Origin of the sequence: Rhodovulum sp. (assembly GCF_011048875.1) — a bacterium.
Lineage (GTDB): Bacteria > Pseudomonadota > Alphaproteobacteria > Rhodobacterales > Rhodobacteraceae > Rhodovulum > Rhodovulum tesquicola.
Genome location: NZ_DSDD01000440.1, coordinates 1 through 15,659, shown reverse-complemented (window position 1 = coordinate 15,659; position 15,659 = coordinate 1). Strand labels below are relative to the sequence as shown.

The window sequence follows — 15,659 nt, the reverse complement described above, 5'->3', positions numbered from 1 at the left end:
GCGCCGCCCCGAGATGCGCTGACAGCCTCTGCAGCGCCATCGCTTCCGCACTGACTGCCTTCAACCCGAAGGAATGCGCCCGCTATCTCCGGCACGCAGGATATGCTTCAACTTGATCGGAAAAAACTCTAGCCCCCCAGTGCAGCCATCAGCAGGTCGAGCGCATGGTCGCGGCTGGCGGCGCGCACCCGGTCGCGGCCCAGCGCGCCGAATTCCACGGTTTCGGTGACAACGTCCGCACCGCTGCGCGCCAGCGCGAAGCAGACGCGCCCCTCGGGCTTGTGCTCGGACCCGCCGGGCCCCGCGATGCCGGTGATCGCTACCGCCAGATCGGCCTCGGACCGGGCCAGTGCCCCCACCGCCATCTCGGCCGCGACGGGTTCGGACACCGCGCCATGGGCGTCCAGCGTCTCGTCCCGGACACCCAGAAGCGCCTGTTTCGCGGCGTTGGAATAGGTCACGAACCCCCGGTCGAACATCTTCGACGAGCCGGGAATATCGGTGATCGCGGCCGAAACCATGCCGCCGGTGCAGCTTTCGGCACTGGCCACCAGCACCCCCCGCGCACGGGCCAGGGCCACCAGGGTTTCGGCACGGCTGGTCATGCCAGAAGGATATGCCAGACCGCCGCCAGTGCAAGCACCAGCGCCCCCGCCGCGATACCCGCCAGCACATCGTCCAGCATCACGCCCAGCGCCGTCTTCTGCCGGTCGGCCCAGCCGATCGGCCCCGGTTTCCAGATGTCGAACAGCCGGAAGCCGAAGAACGCGACGATCCAGCCGGGATACAGCGCCAGGATGTCGGCCTCCGACGCCCGCGCGCCGAAGGACAGCGGCAAAAGCGCGATCCACATCCCCGCAACCTCGTCGATGACATATTCCGACCGGTCGGGATCGGCCGCCCCGCGCGCGGCGGCGCCCACCGCCCACCAACCCGCAAGGCAGATCACCACCGTCGACGCCAGCGCCAGCCACGGCCCGCCCAGCACATGCAGCGCCCAGAAGATCGGCAGCGCGGCAAGCGCACCCCAGGTGCCCGGGGCGGGGCGCAGGAGACCGACGCCGAACCAGGTCGCGACAAAGCGCGCCGGGCTCATGGCCGCACCAGCGTCACCGTGGCCAGAGCCGCGATTCCCTCTTCCCGGCCGGTGAATCCCAGTTGCTCGGAGGTGGTGGCCTTGACGCTGATCCGGTCCGGTTCGATCCCCATCAGCCGCGCCATCTCGGCCCGCATCGCGCCCGCGACCGGGCCGATCTTGGGCCGCTCGCAGATCAGCGTCAGATCGGCATGCGCGATCCGGTAGCCGCGTTCGGCCACCCGCCCCACCGCATGTTTCAGGAAGATGTCCGAGGCCGCGCCCTTCCATTGCGGATCCGAGGGCGGGAAATGCTGGCCGATATCGCCATCCGCCAGCGCACCATAAATCGCGTCGGTGACCGCGTGCATGCCGACATCGGCATCCGAATGGCCCTTCAGCGCCTTGTCATGCGGCACCTTGATGCCGCACAGGATCACGCCGTCGCCCTCGCAGAGGGCGTGCACGTCAAAGCCGTTGCCGGTGCGAATATCCATATCCCTCTCCCGCAAGGCCCGCTCGGCGCGGGCGAAATCCTGTGCATGGGTGATCTTCAGATTGTCCTCGTCGCCCTCGACGATGGCCACGTCAAGCCCCGCGGCCAGCGCCACCTCGACATCGTCGGCCGCCCCGCCCGGATGCGCCGCATGGGCCGCGCGGATCGCCTCGATCCGGAAGCCCTGGGGGGTCTGGGCCCGGAACAGCCCGTCGCGCGGATGCGGCGCCAGCACGCGCCCCGCCGCGCCGCGCCAGAGCGCATCGGTCACGGCCAGCGCGGGTGCTGCCCCCGGATGGGTATCCAGCGCGTCGATCACCCGGTCGATCAGCGCCGCCGAAACCAGCGGCCGGGCGCCGTCATGGATCAGAGCGCGCGTGGTGCCCGGCGGCACGGCTCCCAGCCCCGCCGCGACCGAGGCATCCCGCGTCGCGCCCCCGGGAACCCTCGTCACCGCCACGTCGAGCCCCGCCATCGCTTCGGCAAAAAGATCGGCATCGTCGGGATGCAGGACCACCACCAGCCCCGACACCCGGGGATGCGCGGCAAAGGCCGCCACCGTCCGGCCCAGCACCGGGCGCCCGCCAAGCGGCTGATATTGCTTGGGTCGATCGCCGCCAACTCTGGTTCCGCGTCCCGCGGCCACGATGATCGCCGTGACTGTCATGCCTTGCCCCCGAACCGGTCGGTGCCTCTTTAGGCGGGGGCGCGCTGCGGAGCAATGGGGCAAAAGGGCGGGGCCATACGATTAAATCTTATGCAACAGATGTTTAATGCCTCGCGGGCCTATCCCCCAGATTGTATTTCCCGTTCGGGCAAGCTACATCCCGCATCAAATGCACAAGGATTAATCAGTTGGCCATTCAGGTGGCAGATGTCACGCTCGATCCGCCCGTCCTGCTGGCCCCGATGGCCGGGATCACCGACCTGCCCTTTCGTCGGCTTGTCGCGTCTTTCGGCGCGGGGCTGGTGGTCTCGGAAATGGTGGCAAGCCAGGACATGGTCCAGGCCCGGCCCGGCACGCGCGAGCGCGCGGCGCTGGGGCTGGGCGAACAGGCCAGCGCGGTGCAGATCGTGGGACACGACGCCGACTGGATGGCTCGCGCCGCCCGCATCCTCGAGGATCAGGGCGCGCGGATCATCGACATCAACATGGGCTGCCCCGCCCGCAAGGTGACCGGGGGCTTCTCGGGTTCGGCGCTGATGCGCGACCCCGACCGCGCGCTGCGGCTGATCGAGGCCGTGGTGGGCGCTGTCAAGGTGCCGGTGACGCTGAAGACGCGGCTGGGCTGGGACAGCGACCTGCTGAACGCTGCCGACCTTGCCCGCCGGGCCGAGGCGGCGGGGGTGCGAATGATCACCATTCACGGCCGCACCCGCTGCCAGTTCTATTCCGGCCGGGCCGACTGGGCGGCGATCCGCGCGGTGAAACAGGCCGTGTCGGTGCCGGTGGTGGCCAATGGCGATATCGTCGATCCCGCCACGGCGCGCGCGGCGCTGGAGGCCTCGGGCGCGGACGGGGTGATGGTGGGGCGCGGTGCGCAGGGTCGGCCATGGGTTCTGGCGCGGATCGCCGCGGCGCTGGCCGGACAGCCCGCCCCGGCCGCACCGACCGGCGCAGCCTTCGCCGACATGGTGGCGGGCCATTACGAGGCGTCGCTGTCCTTCTATGGCCGCGCCTTGGGCGCGCGGGTGATCCGCAAGCATCTGGGTTGGTACATGGACGAGGCGGGCACGCCGCCTGCCCTGCGCCTGGCGGTGCTGACCGAACGCGATCCGGGCCGGGTGCTGGCCCTGATCCTCGATGCGATGGCAGGCCGCAGCGAGAGGGCCGCGGCATGACGTTGGACAAGGACGCAATCTGGACCGCGCTGCCGATCCCGGCCTTCCTGCTGGATGCCGGGGACCGGATCGCCGCGATCAACCCGGCGGCGGAAATCTTCACCAATGCCACGATCAGGGCGCTGCGCGATGCCCCTGTCTTTGACCGCCTGGCGGTGGATGCCCCGCTCGACGACGCCTTTGCCCGGGTGAGGGCAAACCGCGCGCCGTTGTTCATAAACGATGTCGACGTGACTGCGGGCGCCCACCCGCCGGTCGAGTGCAATCTTCAGATCGCGCCGATGAACGACCGGGCCGAGCATGTCCTGCTGCTGGTCAGCCCGCGCGAGATCGCCGGGCGGCTGGGTCGGGCACATTCGGTCAAGACGGCGGCGAAATCGGCGATCGGCATGGCCGAGATGCTGGCCCACGAGATCAAGAACCCGCTGGCGGGCATCACCGGGGCGGCGCAATTGCTGTCGATGAACCTGCGCAATGGCGATCTGGACCTGACCGACCTGATCGTGGCCGAAAGCCGACGGATCGTGAAGCTGCTGGATCAGGTCGAACAATTCGGCAATCTCAGCCCGCCGAACTGCAAGGCGGTGAACATCCACGACATTCTCGACCGGGCGCGCAAATCCGCGCTGGTCAGCTACGCCGCGCATATGAAGATCGAGGAGGAATACGACCCCTCCCTGCCCGCGACCTGGGCCGATGCCGACCAGTTGATGCAGGTCTTTTCCAACCTGATCCGCAACGCCGCACAGGCCGCCCCGTCCACGGGCGGCACGATCCGGCTGCGCAGCTTCTACGACCTGTCGCTGCGGATGCGCCATCCCGACGGCTCAGGCGTTCCGGTTCCGTTGCAGATCGAGGTGATCGACGACGGCCCCGGCCTGCCGCCCGAGATCGCCGGCGAGGTGTTCGAACCCTTCGTCTCGGGACACGAGAACGGCACCGGCCTGGGCCTCGCGCTCGTGTCCAAGATCATCAATGACCATGGCGGCTGGATCGCGGTCGGCTCGGCGCCCGGGCGCACCGTGTTCCGCGTCTCGCTGCCCGTCGCACCCAAACCCCGAGAGCTCACCCCCCAAGAGGATGACAGCTGATGGACGGCACCGTTCTTGTCGCCGATGACGACCGTACGATCCGAACCGTGCTGACCCAGGCGCTGACGCGGGCGGGCTGCAAGGTGCATGCCACCTCGTCGCTGACCACGCTGATGCGCTGGGTGTCCGAGGGAAAGGGCGATCTGGTGATCTCGGACGTCATCATGCCCGACGGCAACGGGCTGGAAATGCTGCCCAGGATCGGGCAGGAGCGGCCGGGCCTGCCGGTGATCGTGATCTCGGCGCAGAACACCATCATGACGGCGATCCAGGCCGCGGAGACCGAGGCCTATGACTACCTGCCCAAGCCTTTTGACCTGCCCGATCTGATGAAGCGGGCGGCCCGCGCGCTGGAAACCGGGCGCCGGGTGCGCAGCCGCACCGAAAGCGTCGAGCCGCCGCGCGACGAGGACGACCTGCCGCTGGTCGGCCGCACGCCGCAGATGCAGGCGCTGTACCGGCTTGTGGCGCGGGTGATGAATGCCGATCTGCCGGTTCTGATCACCGGCGAGTCGGGTACCGGCAAGTCGCTGATCGCCCGCGCGATCCACGACTTTTCCGACCGCCGCTCACTGCCCTTCGTGATCGCGACAACCCCCGACCTCAAGGGCGCAGATGGCCCCTCGGCGCTGGCCGCCCGCGCCCGCGGCGGGACGATCCTGTTCGACGAGGTGGCGGACCTGACCGAAGAGGCGCAGGCGCGCATCGTGCGGATGCTGGACAGCTTCGGCGATACCGCGCCACGGGTCATGGCCACCAGCCAGACCGATCTGATGGGCCGGATGGAGGCGGGCCTGTTCCGCCAGGATCTGTTTTACCGCCTGGGCGGGGTCACCGTCGCCGTGCCGTCCTTGCGCGAACGGGTGGACGACATCCCGCTGCTGACCGAGCATTTCCTGGCCCGTGCCGAACGCGACGGCGCCGCACGCCGCACCATCGCCGCCAGAGCGATGGACCTGATCCGCGCCTACAGCTGGCCCGGCAACGTGCGGCAGCTGGAACACACGATCCGCCGTCTGGTCGTCACCAGCCCCGAAGAGGTCATCACCCGCGCCGAGGTCGAGTCAGTGCTGGGCAACCAGCCCGAGATCGAACCGCTGGTTGGTGGCGGCGAGGGCGAGAAACTGTCGGCCTCGGTCGGCAGGCATCTGCGGCGCTATTTCGACCTGCATGGCGGCGTGCTGCCGCCTCCGGGCCTGTATTCCCGAATACTGCGTGAGGTTGAGATGCCGCTGATCGAGATCGCGCTAGACGCGACCGGCGGCAATCAGGCCAAATGTGCCGATCTGCTGGGCATCAACCGCAATACCTTGAGGAAAAAGATCACCGATCTCGATATCCGCGTGACACGCCGCCGCAAGTTGATGTAAATTCGCAACATGGCGTTGCGTCGAATCCGCATTTCCGCGGAGCGCACGTCAGTTAGCGAAGCCGCGCGCCCCGCGGCACAACGACACGAGGCGAGCAGTGGCCAGCGCCACGGGCCGGATGGCCCTTGAACGGCTCTTCCAGAGACGGTCGTCGCGGCGGATTCAGAACGTCGCGACCCTTGGTCTTGTCGTTCTGGGGCCGGTTCTGGCAATCGGCACCTTCCTGTTGCTCGGCCCGCTCGACCAGGGCGCGACGTCGCACGGACTGCGCGCGATTCTTTTGGCCGATCTGGTCTATTCTCTGGCGATCGCCACGATGGTGGTGCGCCAGATCGCGCGCATGGTCGCCGCAAGACGCAGCCATTCGGCGGGCTCGCGCCTGCACATGCGGCTGACGGGCGTCTTTGCAACCATCGCTCTGGTGCCGACCGTTCTGGTCGCGGTCTTCGCGGGGCTGACCATCAATATCGGGCTCGAAGGCTGGTTCTCCGAGCGGGTGCGCAACGTGGTGGGCGCGTCGCTCTCGGCCGCCGAAGCCTATGAGGAGGAACACCGCCGCGACCTTGCCGCCGACGCGCGGACGCTGGCAGGCTATCTGAATGCCGCGCGCCAGGCCAGCTTCATGCTGTCGGACGGTGAGTTGCGGCAACTTCTGACCCAGGCCCAGGCACGCGTCCAGCGTGGTCTGAAAGAGGCCTATGTCATCGACGGCACGGGCGAGATCAAGGCCCGTGGCGAACGCTCCTATCTGTTCGATTACGAGCAGCCGACCGCGCCCGAGATCGCGCGGGCCGCCGCGGGCGAGACGGTCATCATCGAAGATTGGGACAATAACGAGTTCCGGGCACTGCTGGCGCTGGACGCCTATGTCGACCGTTTCCTCTACATCTCGCGCAGCGTGGATGGCGAGTTGCTGAGCCTGCTGGACGACACCCAGGCCACCTCGCGGCTCTACCAGCAACTTGAAAGCGAGCGCGGGCGGGTGCTGTTCGAATTCGGGCTGCTCTATCTGGGCTTTGCAATGGTCCTGATCCTTGCCGCGGTCTGGCTGGGGCTGTGGTTCGCCGAGCGGCTGTCGCGTCCGGTTGGGCGGCTGGCGGGGGCGGCGCAACGGGTCGGCGCGGGCGATCTGGACGTGCGCGTGCGCGAGGAGGCAGGCGATGACGAGATCGCCATGCTGGGGCGGATGTTCAACCAGATGACCCGGCAGCTCAAGTTGCAACGCGACGCGCTGCTGGAGAACAACCGCCAGACCGAAATGCGGCGACGGCTGTTCGATTCGGTGCTGTCCTCGGTCACCGCAGGTGTGATCGGTCTGGATGCCGAGGGGCGGGTCGAGTTCATGAACCGCTCGGCGCTGACGCTTCTGCAACTGGACGAAGCGCGCGACAACGGCCACGACCTGCGCGTCGCCGTTCCCGAATTCGCCGCGCTGTTCGACCGATTGCGGGCCGAGCGCCGCGCCTCCGCGCAAGAGGAAATCCGTCTGATCCGAAGCGGCAAGATGGAGAACCTGCTGGTCCGGATGTCGACGCGGCGTGGCGCGGACGGGCGGCGCGAGGGCTATGTGGTGGCGTTCGACGATGTCACCGACCTTGTGACCGCGCAGCGGATGGCCGCCTGGGGCGATGTCGCCCGCCGCATTGCGCATGAGATCAAGAACCCACTGACCCCGATCCAGTTGTCGGCCGAGCGCATCAAGCGCAAGTTCCGCCCGCTGGTGGGTGACCAGGCCGACACGCTGGACCAGTATACGGACGTGATCGTGCGCCAGACCGGCGATCTGCGCCGGATCGTCGACGAATTCTCGAAATTCGCCCGAATGCCCGAGCCCGAACGCAAGCTCGTCGACCTTGCCGCGCTGGTCCGCGATGCGCTGGTCCTGCAGGAAAGCGGCCAGCCCGGCGTGCGCTTTGTCGCGGACCTGCCCGAGGGCGCGATGCCCGCCGAACTGGACCCGACGATGATCAGCCAGGCGCTGACGAACCTTATCAAGAATGCCGGCGAGGCCATCGCGACGCGGACCGAGAAGGGCGTGCCCGAGGGCTTTGTGGCCGAGATCCGGCTGCGTCTCGTGCACGAGGAGGACAGCGGCCTGATCGAGATCGCCGACAATGGCATCGGTCTGCCCGAGGACCGCGCCCGGCTTTTCGAACCCTATGTCACGACGCGCGACAGTGGCACCGGGCTGGGCCTGCCGATCGTCAGGAAGATCATCGAGGAACATGGCGGCACGCTGGAACTGGTCGACGCCGAACCGTTCGCGCCCGACACACACCGCGGCGCGATGGCGGTGATCCGCCTGCCGGTGGCCGAGGCCGGACAGTCGTCCGCGTCGGCAATCAACGAAACGAGAATAGCGGTATCCGGGGAGTAGGACATGGGCGACATTCTGATCGTCGACGACGAACGCGACATCCGCGAACTGATCGCGGATATCCTGCAGGACGAGGGCTACACGACACGGCTGGCCGCGAATTCGGATGCCTGCATGGCCGAGATCAACACCGAACCGCCTGCCCTGATGATCCTCGACATCTGGCTCAAGGACAGCACCATGGACGGGATCGACATCCTGTCCCGGGTCAAGCGCGACAACCCCGACATTCCGGTGGTCATCATCTCGGGCCACGGCAATATCGAGATCGCGGTCGCCGCGATCAAGCAGGGCGCCTATGACTTCATCGAGAAACCGTTCAACATCGACCAGTTGCTGGTGGTGATCCGCCGCGCGATGGAGGCCTCACGCCTGCGCCGCGAGAACCAGGAATTGCGCCGCAAGGACGTGGCTCAGGCCGAGATGATCGGCGCAAGCCCGGCCTTCAAGGGGCTGAAATCCCACCTCGACAAGGTAACGAAATCGAACAGCCGGGTGATGCTGACCGGCCCCGCCGGATCGGGCAAGGAAGTCGCCGCCCGCTATATTCACGCAAATTCAAACCGCGCGAACGGCCCCTTCGTGGTGGTCAACTCGGCCTCGATCGAGCCCGAGCGCATGGAAGAGGTGCTGTTCGGCCGGGAAAGTGCCGCGCGCGGCGTGGAACCGGGCCTTCTGGAGCAGGCGCATGGCGGCATCCTCTATTTCGACGAGGTGGCCGACATGCCGCTGGGCACGCAATCCAAGATCCTGCGCGTGCTGGTCGATCAGCAGTTCCAGCGCGCGGGCGGCACCGACCGGGTGCGCGTCGACATTCGGGTAATTTCATCCACCACGCGCGACCTGCCTGCCGCGATCGCCGCGGGCACATTCCGCCAGGAACTCTATCACCGGCTGAACGTGGTGCCGATCGAGGTGCCCGCACTGGACGAACGGCGCGAGGACATCCCCACCCTCGCCCGCCATTTCATTCAGGGCTTCAACCAGAGCCAGGGCCTGCCGCTGCGCGCGCTCGGCGAAGAGGCCGAAGCGCTGTTGCAGACCATGCCATGGCCCGGCAACGTGCGGCAGTTGAAGAACGTGATCGAGCGGGTGCTGATCCTGGGCGAAGGCAACGATCCGATCACGGCGGCGGAACTGCCGATGCCGGTCGAGGGCGCCGCCGAGGAGGGGCGCCTGGTGCTGTCGGCGGGGCTGGCCACGCTGCCGCTGCGCGAGGCGCGCGAGTTGTTCGAACGCGAATACCTGCTGACCCAGATCAATCGTTTCGGCGGCAACATCTCGCGCACCGCGAATTTCGTCGGCATGGAACGCTCGGCGCTGCATCGCAAGCTGAAATCTCTGGGCGTGGTCACCTCGTCCAAATCGGGCGCGCGGCTCGCGCATTTCGAGGATGAGGAAGAGGAAGCCCGCGCCGATTGACCGGCAAGCGGGCTTCTGCGATGCATCGGGGGGCGTGTTTCCCCAGTCGGGTGTCCTGAATGAAGGTGATCATCTGCGGCGCGGGCCAGGTCGGCTGGCAGATCGCCCGCCACCTCTCGGGCGAGAAGAACGATGTGACCATCGTTGACATGAACAGCGACCTGATCCGCCGGGCGACCGATGCGCTGGACGTGCAGGGCATCGCAGGACATGCCTCCTACCCCGACATCCTGGAACGGGCGGGCGCGCGCGATGCCGACATGATCATCGCCGCCACCCAGTCCGACGAGGTCAACATGGTCACCTGCCAGGTGGCCCATTCGATCTTTGCCATCCCGCGCAAAATCGCGCGACTGCGCGCCGAGTCCTATCTGACCGCGATCTATTCCGAGCTTTACCGCCGCGATCACCTGCCCATCGACGTGGTCATCAGCCCCGAACGCGAGGTCGCCGAGGCCGCGCTGCAACGCATCGCGGCGCCCGCGGCCTTCGATACCGAGTATTTCCTGGGCGGCCAGGCGCAGCTTCTGGGCATCGCGCTCGATGCGGACTGCCCGGTTCTCAAGACGCCGCTGCGCCAGTTGACCGACCTGTTCTCGACGCTGCGCGCGCTGGTCGTCGGCATCCGCCGCGAGGAAACGCTGTTCGCGCCCGAACCGGGCGACCAGCTATTCCCCGAGGATCAGGTCTATGTCTTCTCGCATGTCGAGGATGTGAACCGGACGCTCGAGATCTTCGGCAAATCCACGAAGAAGCAAGAACGCGTGGTCATCATCGGCGGCGGCAATGTCGGGCTTTCAGTGGCCCAGGCGCTTGAACGGAACGAGGACCGGGTCCGCGCAAAGGTGATCGAGAAGGACCGCGCCCGCGCCGAGACGGCAGCCGATGCGCTGGAGCGCACCATCGTGCTGCATGGCGACGGGCTGGATGTCAGCCTGCTGGAAGAGGCCAATGTCGACCGCGCCGACGCGGTTCTGGCGCTGACCGATGACGACAAGACCAACCTGCTGGCCGCAGTCCGGGCCAAGCTGGCGGGCTGCCCGATGGCGATCTGCCTGGTCAACGATCCCGCGCTTGTGCCGCTGATGGGTCCGCTGGGCATCGACGCCCATATCAACCCGCGCGCCACCACGGTCAGCTCGATCCTGCGCCATGTCCGTCACGGCCGGGTGCGCAACGTCTATTCGATCGGCGATGCCGAGGCCGAGGTAATCGAGGCACAGGTGCTGTCAACCTCGCCGATGGCGGGCAGGCGGGTGCAGGACATCGACTTTCCCGAGGGTGCGCTGATCGGCGGCGTGATGAAAGGCGACAGGGTGATCCGGCCCAAGGGGGACACCCGCATCGAGGAAGGCGACGTGGTGGCGATCTTTGCCTTGGCCGCCGATGTGCCCGAAGTGGAGCGCCTGTTGCAGGTCTCCATCGACTTCTTCTGAGGCCATGCGTCGGCTTTACGATCTTCCGTTCCTGGTGATCCTGATGGGGATCGGGGCGCTGGCGATGTTCCTGCCGGTGGGCGTGGCGCTGGCGGAACACGACTGGCTGACCGCGCGCAGCTTTTTCTATTCGGGGCTTCTGTTCAGCGTTCTGGCGGCGGTGCTGGGGCTGGCGACGATCGGCAACCGGGTAACGAACCAGGCCCGCAGCCATCTGCTGGCGATGCTGGGCTTCTACGGGCTGATGCCGCTGATGCTGGCCGTTCCCTTTGTCGAGGCGGTGCCCGGCGCGCGCTATCTCGACGGCTATTTCGAGATGATCTCAAGCCTGACCACCACGGGAGCCACGCTTTACGACGACCCCGCGACCCTGTCGTCGGGGCTGCATCTGTGGCGGGCGCTCGTCGGGTGGCTGGGCGGGTTCTTCATCTGGGTGACGGCGATCTCGATCCTGGCGCCGATGAACCTGGGCGGGTTCGAGGTCACGGCGGGCCCCGGCGGCGCGCGCCAGTTGGGCGCCGCAGGGCCGGGCACGGGCCGGGCCGCCGATCCGCGCGGGCGGCTTCTGCGCTTTGCCCGCCGCTTCGCGCCGATCTATCTGGTCCTGACGGCCAGCCTGTGGGTGCTGATGCTGCTCGCGGGCGAAGGCCCGCTGGTGGCAGCCTGCCACGCGATGTCGTTGCTGGCGACTTCGGGCATCTCGCCGGTGGGCGGCGTGCCCGGCGGCCAGAGCGGCTTTGCCGGCGAACTGTTCCTGTGGGGCTTCTTCATCTTTGCCTTCACCCGGCAAAGCTTCATGCTCGATTTGCGGCCCGAAAGCTGGCGCGCACTGAGCACGGACATGGAGTTGCGGATGGGGGTGGTGATCGCCTGGGCGGTGACGCTGTTCCTGTTCTCGCGCCACTGGCTGGGCGCCTATGAGGGCGGCGCCGATGACAGTGGCCTCGCGGCGCTGCGCGCGCTCTGGGGGGCGGTCTTCACGGTGACGTCCTTCCTGACCACCACGGGGTTCGTCTCGGCCGACTGGGCCGAGGCGCAGACCTGGTCGGGGCTGGCCACGCCGGGGCTGATCCTGGTCGGGCTGGCGGTGTTCGGCGGCGGGGTGGCGACGACTGCGGGCGGGGTCAAGCTGCTGCGCATCTACGCGCTTTACAAGCACGGGGTGCGGGAGATGGAAAAGCTGATCCATCCCTCCTCGGTCGGCGGCGCCGGAGCCTTCGCGCGGCGCATCCGGCGCGAGGGCGCGCAGATCGCCTTTGTCTTCTTCATGCTCTTCGCGCTGTCGGTGGCCGTGACCATGGTAGCGCTGGGCGCGGCCGGGATCGGGTTCGACGCGGCGATGGTGCTGACCGTGGCCGCGCTGACCACCACCGGCCCGCTGACCGCCGCGACGACCGAACCCGCGCTGTCCTATGCCACGCTGGGCGATGGCGCGCGGATGGTGCTGGCCGCTGCGATGGTTGTGGGCCGGCTGGAGACCCTGGCGATCATCGCGCTGCTGAACCCCGAATTCTGGCGCAACTGAGCCGCGGCGCTGCATTTTCGGATTGCCGACCCGTAAAGGGGGGTGGAAAGTCCTGAAACCTCGCGACATACTCGCGCCGAGGGAACGGCTTCTGTCCATACCGGGGCAGGTCCAGACAACAAGGGCAAGAAACGAATGGCTGCCGACAAGCAGAATTTGCAGGACGCATTCCTTAACCATGTTCGCAAGACCAAGGTGCCGGTTACGATCTTCCTGATCAACGGCGTCAAGTTGCAGGGCGTGATCACCTGGTTCGACAATTTCTGCGTTCTGCTGCGCCGGGACGGGCAATCGCAGCTTGTCTACAAGCATGCGATCTCGACGATCATGCCCTCGCAGCCGATCAATCTCTACGACGGTGAGGATTGAGCCCCTCTGACCTTCAGGAGCACGGCCCCCGGGTGACGCGCGCCTGGGTGCTTCATCCCGACATTGCCGCGGATCGCGCACGCCGCGACGCAGCCCCGGCGCTTGGAGAAGCGGTGGCGCTGGCCGCCGCCCTGCCCGGCCTTGAACTGGTCGGCTCCGAGATCGTGCCGCTGCCAAAGCTGCGGCCGGGCTGGCTGTTCGGGTCGGGCAAGATCGAGGATCTGGGCAATCGCCTCAAGACGGCCGAGGTGGAGCTCGTGTTGATCGACGGCCCTGTGACCCCGGTGCAGCAGCGCAATCTGGAACGGGAATGGAAGGTCAAGATCCTCGACCGGACCGGGTTGATCCTGGAAATCTTCGCCGACCGCGCCCGCACCCGAGAGGGCGTGTTGCAGGTCGAACTGGCCGCGCTGTCCTATCAGCGCACGCGGCTGGTGCGGGCCTGGACCCACCTTGAACGCCAGCGCGGCGGTCTCGGTTTCGTGGGCGGCCCCGGCGAGACCCAGATCGAGGCCGACCGCCGCGCCATCGACGAGGCGATCGTTCGGCTGAAGCGGCAGCTTTCCAAGGTGGTGCGCACACGCGACCTGCACCGCGCCGCGCGGCGCAAGGTGCCGTTCCCGGTGGTGGCACTGGTGGGCTATACCAATGCGGGCAAGTCGACGCTGTTCAACCGGCTGACCGGGGCGGAGGTGCTGGCCAGGGACATGCTGTTCGCCACGCTCGACCCGACCATGCGCAGCATCACGCTGCCCAGCGGGCTGAAGGTGATCCTGTCGGACACGGTGGGGTTCATCTCGGACCTGCCAACGCAACTGGTCGCGGCCTTCCGCGCGACGCTGGAAGAGGTGCTGGAAGCCGACCTGATCCTGCATGTGCGCGACATCGCCCATCCCGATACCGAGTCCCAGGCCGCCGATGTGCGCGCGATCCTGACCGATCTGGGCGTGGACGAGAAGACGCCGCAGATCGAGCTGTGGAACAAGGCCGACCTGATCGAGCCCGAGCGGCGCGAGGCGCTGGCAGCCGTGGCGGCCCGGCGTGAGGGGGTGCGCACGATCTCGGCCTGGACCGGCGAGGGGATCGAGGGTCTGCTGGAGGCTATCACTGCGGCGCTGGACGAGACGCGGGTGCGGCGCGAAGTGAATCTGGGCTTTTCCGACGGACGGCGGCGGGCCTGGCTCTATGCCGAGGGCGTGGTCGAGGCCGAATGCCAAGGCGAGGACGGCGTTGTTCTGACGGTCAACTGGACCGCGCGGCAGGAACAGAGGTTCCGGGCACTGACCGGGGAACAGCCGCTGCGCGGATAAAAAATAGCGGCCCGAAAGCCGCCAGTTTGTGCATCATCCCGAACGAAGGGTCGTGATCGTCATCGCGGGGGAAGGCGTCGGTCACGCACCGGCACCGGAATCGGCGCCAGCGCCTCGGCCAGCCCACGCACACGCTCCGGCTGGCGCCGACCGCGCGAACCGTCATTCTCGTCGCGAGCCATGGACATCACCGCGATGCCGAACTGCACGCCCGAGAAGACGATACCGTTGAAGAGGAACAGCAGCACCGCCGCCAGCCAACCGCCCGAGACATGGGTGACGAGATGCCAGAGACTGGCCACGTTGAAATGGAGCAGCAGCGCCACGAAGACAAATGACAGGATGAACCCGATTATTGTCTGACGAATATAAAGGCTGATCAGTGTGGGCATGGACCGACTCCGTTGCTTCCCACCATTAGCTAGCCATTCATGGATCGATTCCAAGAAGAATCTTGCATCCCCCTATTCGGGTCATCCGGCCTGGGCGTTTCAGAACGCCTCGGGTCGGGCTTCCCGCGCCATGTGGTCCAGCACCGCATTGACGAATTTGGGCTCGCGGCCCTCGGGAAAGAACGCCTTGGCGACATCAACATATTCGGTGATGACCACCTTGGGCGGTGGCTTGCCGTCCACCAGTTCGGCGCCCGCGGCGCGGAACAGCGCCCGCAGCGTCGGGTCGATGCGCGCGATCGGCCATTTCGCCACCAGCGCCCGGTCGGTCATCTGGTCGATTTTCGCCTGCCAGGTCACCGCCCCTTCCAGCGTGGCGCGGAACAGCTCGACATCACCCTCGGCCAGTTCCTCGCCTTCCTCGTAGGAGGCACCGAAGCGCCATGTCTCGAACTCGCGGCGGACGGCGTCCACGCTCTGGCCCGATTGCTCCATCTGGAACAGCGCCTGCACGGCGTAAAGCCGGGCGGCGGATTTCATCTGGCGGCGTTCGGCGGCAGAGGTCATGCGCGGTCCGCCCCCTCGGCGATCTGGAAGCCACCCGAGGGCCGGAAGCCGACGCCACGGGTTTCGCCGCCCCAGCGCCGGGCCAACGCGATCAGGTGCAGCGCCGCCGCCGCCGCGCCGCCGCCCTTGTCCATGTCCGCGGGGTTCGCCCGTTCAAGCGCCTGTTCGTGGTTTTCCACGGTCAGGATGCCGTTGCCGGTCAGCGCGCCCTGAAGCCCCAGCAGCATCAGCCCGCGCGAGCTGTCGTTGCAGACGGTTTCATAATGGCTGGTCGCTCCGCGGATCACGCAGCCCAGCGCCACATAGCCGTCGAAATTCGACAACCGATGTGCCAGCGCGATGGCGGGCGGCAGCTCGAGCGCGCCGGGAACCTCTATCAGGTCATGG

General features: G+C 67.3%; 15 protein-coding genes. 9 read left to right on the top strand and 6 right to left on the bottom strand.

Annotated elements, in window-relative coordinates; all coding sequences use genetic code 11:
- Window positions 1–128 precede the first annotated feature (128 nt).
- The 3 genes from ENN83_RS15020 to ENN83_RS15010 are packed head-to-tail and all read right to left on the bottom strand — an operon-like array spanning window position 129 to window position 2,238.
- Window positions 129–605 (bottom strand): CinA family protein, encoded by a 477-nt coding sequence (locus ENN83_RS15020; RefSeq protein WP_287188345.1) that lies wholly within the window; start codon window positions 603–605, stop codon window positions 129–131.
- Window positions 602–1,096 (bottom strand): phosphatidylglycerophosphatase A family protein, encoded by a 495-nt coding sequence (locus ENN83_RS15015; RefSeq protein WP_287188343.1) that lies wholly within the window; start codon window positions 1,094–1,096, stop codon window positions 602–604. The genes ENN83_RS15020 and ENN83_RS15015 overlap by 4 nt, the downstream gene beginning before the upstream one ends.
- Entirely contained in the window at window positions 1,093–2,238 is a 1,146-nt protein-coding gene (locus tag ENN83_RS15010) for a bifunctional 2-C-methyl-D-erythritol 4-phosphate cytidylyltransferase/2-C-methyl-D-erythritol 2,4-cyclodiphosphate synthase (protein WP_287188341.1), read from the bottom strand. Before ENN83_RS15010 ends, ENN83_RS15015 begins: the two co-directional genes overlap by 4 nt.
- Window positions 2,239–2,426: 188 nt before the next feature.
- Between ENN83_RS15010 and dusB the strand changes: the two genes are divergently transcribed.
- The 9 genes from dusB (at window position 2,427) to hflX (ending at window position 14,313) form a co-directional block, all read left to right on the top strand.
- Window positions 2,427–3,413: a tRNA dihydrouridine synthase DusB gene (gene dusB / locus ENN83_RS15005; protein WP_287188339.1), complete on the top strand. Its 987-nt coding sequence runs from the start codon at window positions 2,427–2,429 to the stop codon at window positions 3,411–3,413.
- Complete coding sequence (locus tag ENN83_RS15000; RefSeq protein WP_287188337.1) at window positions 3,410–4,504, top strand: two-component system sensor histidine kinase NtrB; 1,095 nt, start codon at window positions 3,410–3,412, stop codon at window positions 4,502–4,504. Before dusB ends, ENN83_RS15000 begins: the two co-directional genes overlap by 4 nt.
- Window positions 4,504–5,874: a response regulator gene (locus ENN83_RS14995; RefSeq protein WP_287188336.1), complete on the top strand. Its 1,371-nt coding sequence runs from the start codon at window positions 4,504–4,506 to the stop codon at window positions 5,872–5,874. The genes ENN83_RS15000 and ENN83_RS14995 overlap by 1 nt, the downstream gene beginning before the upstream one ends.
- A gap of 118 nt (window positions 5,875–5,992) precedes the next feature.
- Window positions 5,993–8,251: a sensor histidine kinase NtrY-like gene (locus tag ENN83_RS14990; RefSeq protein WP_287188347.1), complete on the top strand. Its 2,259-nt coding sequence runs from the start codon at window positions 5,993–5,995 to the stop codon at window positions 8,249–8,251.
- Between the two features lie 3 nt (window positions 8,252–8,254).
- A complete protein-coding gene (locus tag ENN83_RS14985) occupies window positions 8,255–9,673 on the top strand; it encodes a sigma-54-dependent transcriptional regulator (protein ID WP_287188334.1) in 1,419 nt (472 codons plus the stop codon).
- A 59-nt stretch (window positions 9,674–9,732) separates the two neighbouring features.
- The gene (gene trkA / locus ENN83_RS14980; protein WP_287188332.1) at window positions 9,733–11,109 is read left to right on the top strand and encodes a Trk system potassium transporter TrkA; all 1,377 of its coding nucleotides are present in this window, start codon (window positions 9,733–9,735) and stop codon (window positions 11,107–11,109) included.
- Window positions 11,110–11,113: 4 nt separating this feature from the next.
- Window positions 11,114–12,634 carry a TrkH family potassium uptake protein gene (locus ENN83_RS14975; protein WP_287188330.1) on the top strand — a complete coding sequence of 507 codons (1,521 nt, stop codon included), beginning with the start codon at window positions 11,114–11,116 and terminating at the stop codon, window positions 12,632–12,634.
- A 135-nt stretch (window positions 12,635–12,769) separates the two neighbouring features.
- Entirely contained in the window at window positions 12,770–13,003 is a 234-nt protein-coding gene (gene hfq / locus ENN83_RS14970) for an RNA chaperone Hfq (RefSeq protein ID WP_081535796.1), read from the top strand.
- Complete coding sequence (hflX, locus tag ENN83_RS14965) at window positions 13,000–14,313, top strand: GTPase HflX (protein WP_287188324.1); 1,314 nt, start codon at window positions 13,000–13,002, stop codon at window positions 14,311–14,313. The genes hfq and hflX overlap by 4 nt, the downstream gene beginning before the upstream one ends.
- A 59-nt stretch (window positions 14,314–14,372) precedes the next feature.
- On the opposite strand, the gene ENN83_RS14960 is transcribed toward hflX, so the two are convergent.
- The 3 genes from ENN83_RS14960 to ENN83_RS14950 all read right to left on the bottom strand — a co-directional run.
- Window positions 14,373–14,705, bottom strand: coding sequence for a hypothetical protein (locus ENN83_RS14960; protein WP_287188321.1), 333 nt, complete (start codon window positions 14,703–14,705; stop codon window positions 14,373–14,375).
- 99 nt (window positions 14,706–14,804) lie between these two features.
- The gene (nusB, locus tag ENN83_RS14955) at window positions 14,805–15,272 is read right to left on the bottom strand and encodes a transcription antitermination factor NusB (RefSeq protein WP_287188320.1); all 468 of its coding nucleotides are present in this window, start codon (window positions 15,270–15,272) and stop codon (window positions 14,805–14,807) included.
- On the bottom strand, window positions 15,269–15,659 hold a 391-nt coding region (locus ENN83_RS14950; RefSeq protein ID WP_287188318.1), incomplete at its 5' end, for a 6,7-dimethyl-8-ribityllumazine synthase. The genes nusB and ENN83_RS14950, both read right to left, overlap by 4 nt.

What these genes read in the sequence shown, in the direction of transcription:
- ENN83_RS15020 (WP_287188345.1), bottom strand. Translation starts at nt 605, where the DNA reads ATGACCAGCCGTGCCGAAACCCTGGTGGCCCTGGCCCGTGCGCGGGGG.
- ENN83_RS15015 (WP_287188343.1), bottom strand. Translation starts at nt 1,096, where the DNA reads ATGAGCCCGGCGCGCTTTGTCGCGACCTGGTTCGGCGTCGGTCTCCTG.
- ENN83_RS15010 (WP_287188341.1), bottom strand. Translation starts at nt 2,238, where the DNA reads ATGACAGTCACGGCGATCATCGTGGCCGCGGGACGCGGAACCAGAGTT.
- ENN83_RS15000 (WP_287188337.1), top strand. Translation starts at nt 3,410, where the DNA reads ATGACGTTGGACAAGGACGCAATCTGGACCGCGCTGCCGATCCCGGCC.
- ENN83_RS14995 (WP_287188336.1), top strand. Translation starts at nt 4,504, where the DNA reads ATGGACGGCACCGTTCTTGTCGCCGATGACGACCGTACGATCCGAACC.
- ENN83_RS14990 (WP_287188347.1), top strand. Translation starts at nt 5,993, where the DNA reads ATGGCCCTTGAACGGCTCTTCCAGAGACGGTCGTCGCGGCGGATTCAG.
- ENN83_RS14985 (WP_287188334.1), top strand. Translation starts at nt 8,255, where the DNA reads ATGGGCGACATTCTGATCGTCGACGACGAACGCGACATCCGCGAACTG.
- trkA (WP_287188332.1), top strand. Translation starts at nt 9,733, where the DNA reads ATGAAGGTGATCATCTGCGGCGCGGGCCAGGTCGGCTGGCAGATCGCC.
- ENN83_RS14975 (WP_287188330.1), top strand. Translation starts at nt 11,114, where the DNA reads ATGCGTCGGCTTTACGATCTTCCGTTCCTGGTGATCCTGATGGGGATC.
- hfq (WP_081535796.1), top strand. Translation starts at nt 12,770, where the DNA reads ATGGCTGCCGACAAGCAGAATTTGCAGGACGCATTCCTTAACCATGTT.
- ENN83_RS14960 (WP_287188321.1), bottom strand. Translation starts at nt 14,705, where the DNA reads ATGCCCACACTGATCAGCCTTTATATTCGTCAGACAATAATCGGGTTC.
- nusB (WP_287188320.1), bottom strand. Translation starts at nt 15,272, where the DNA reads ATGACCTCTGCCGCCGAACGCCGCCAGATGAAATCCGCCGCCCGGCTT.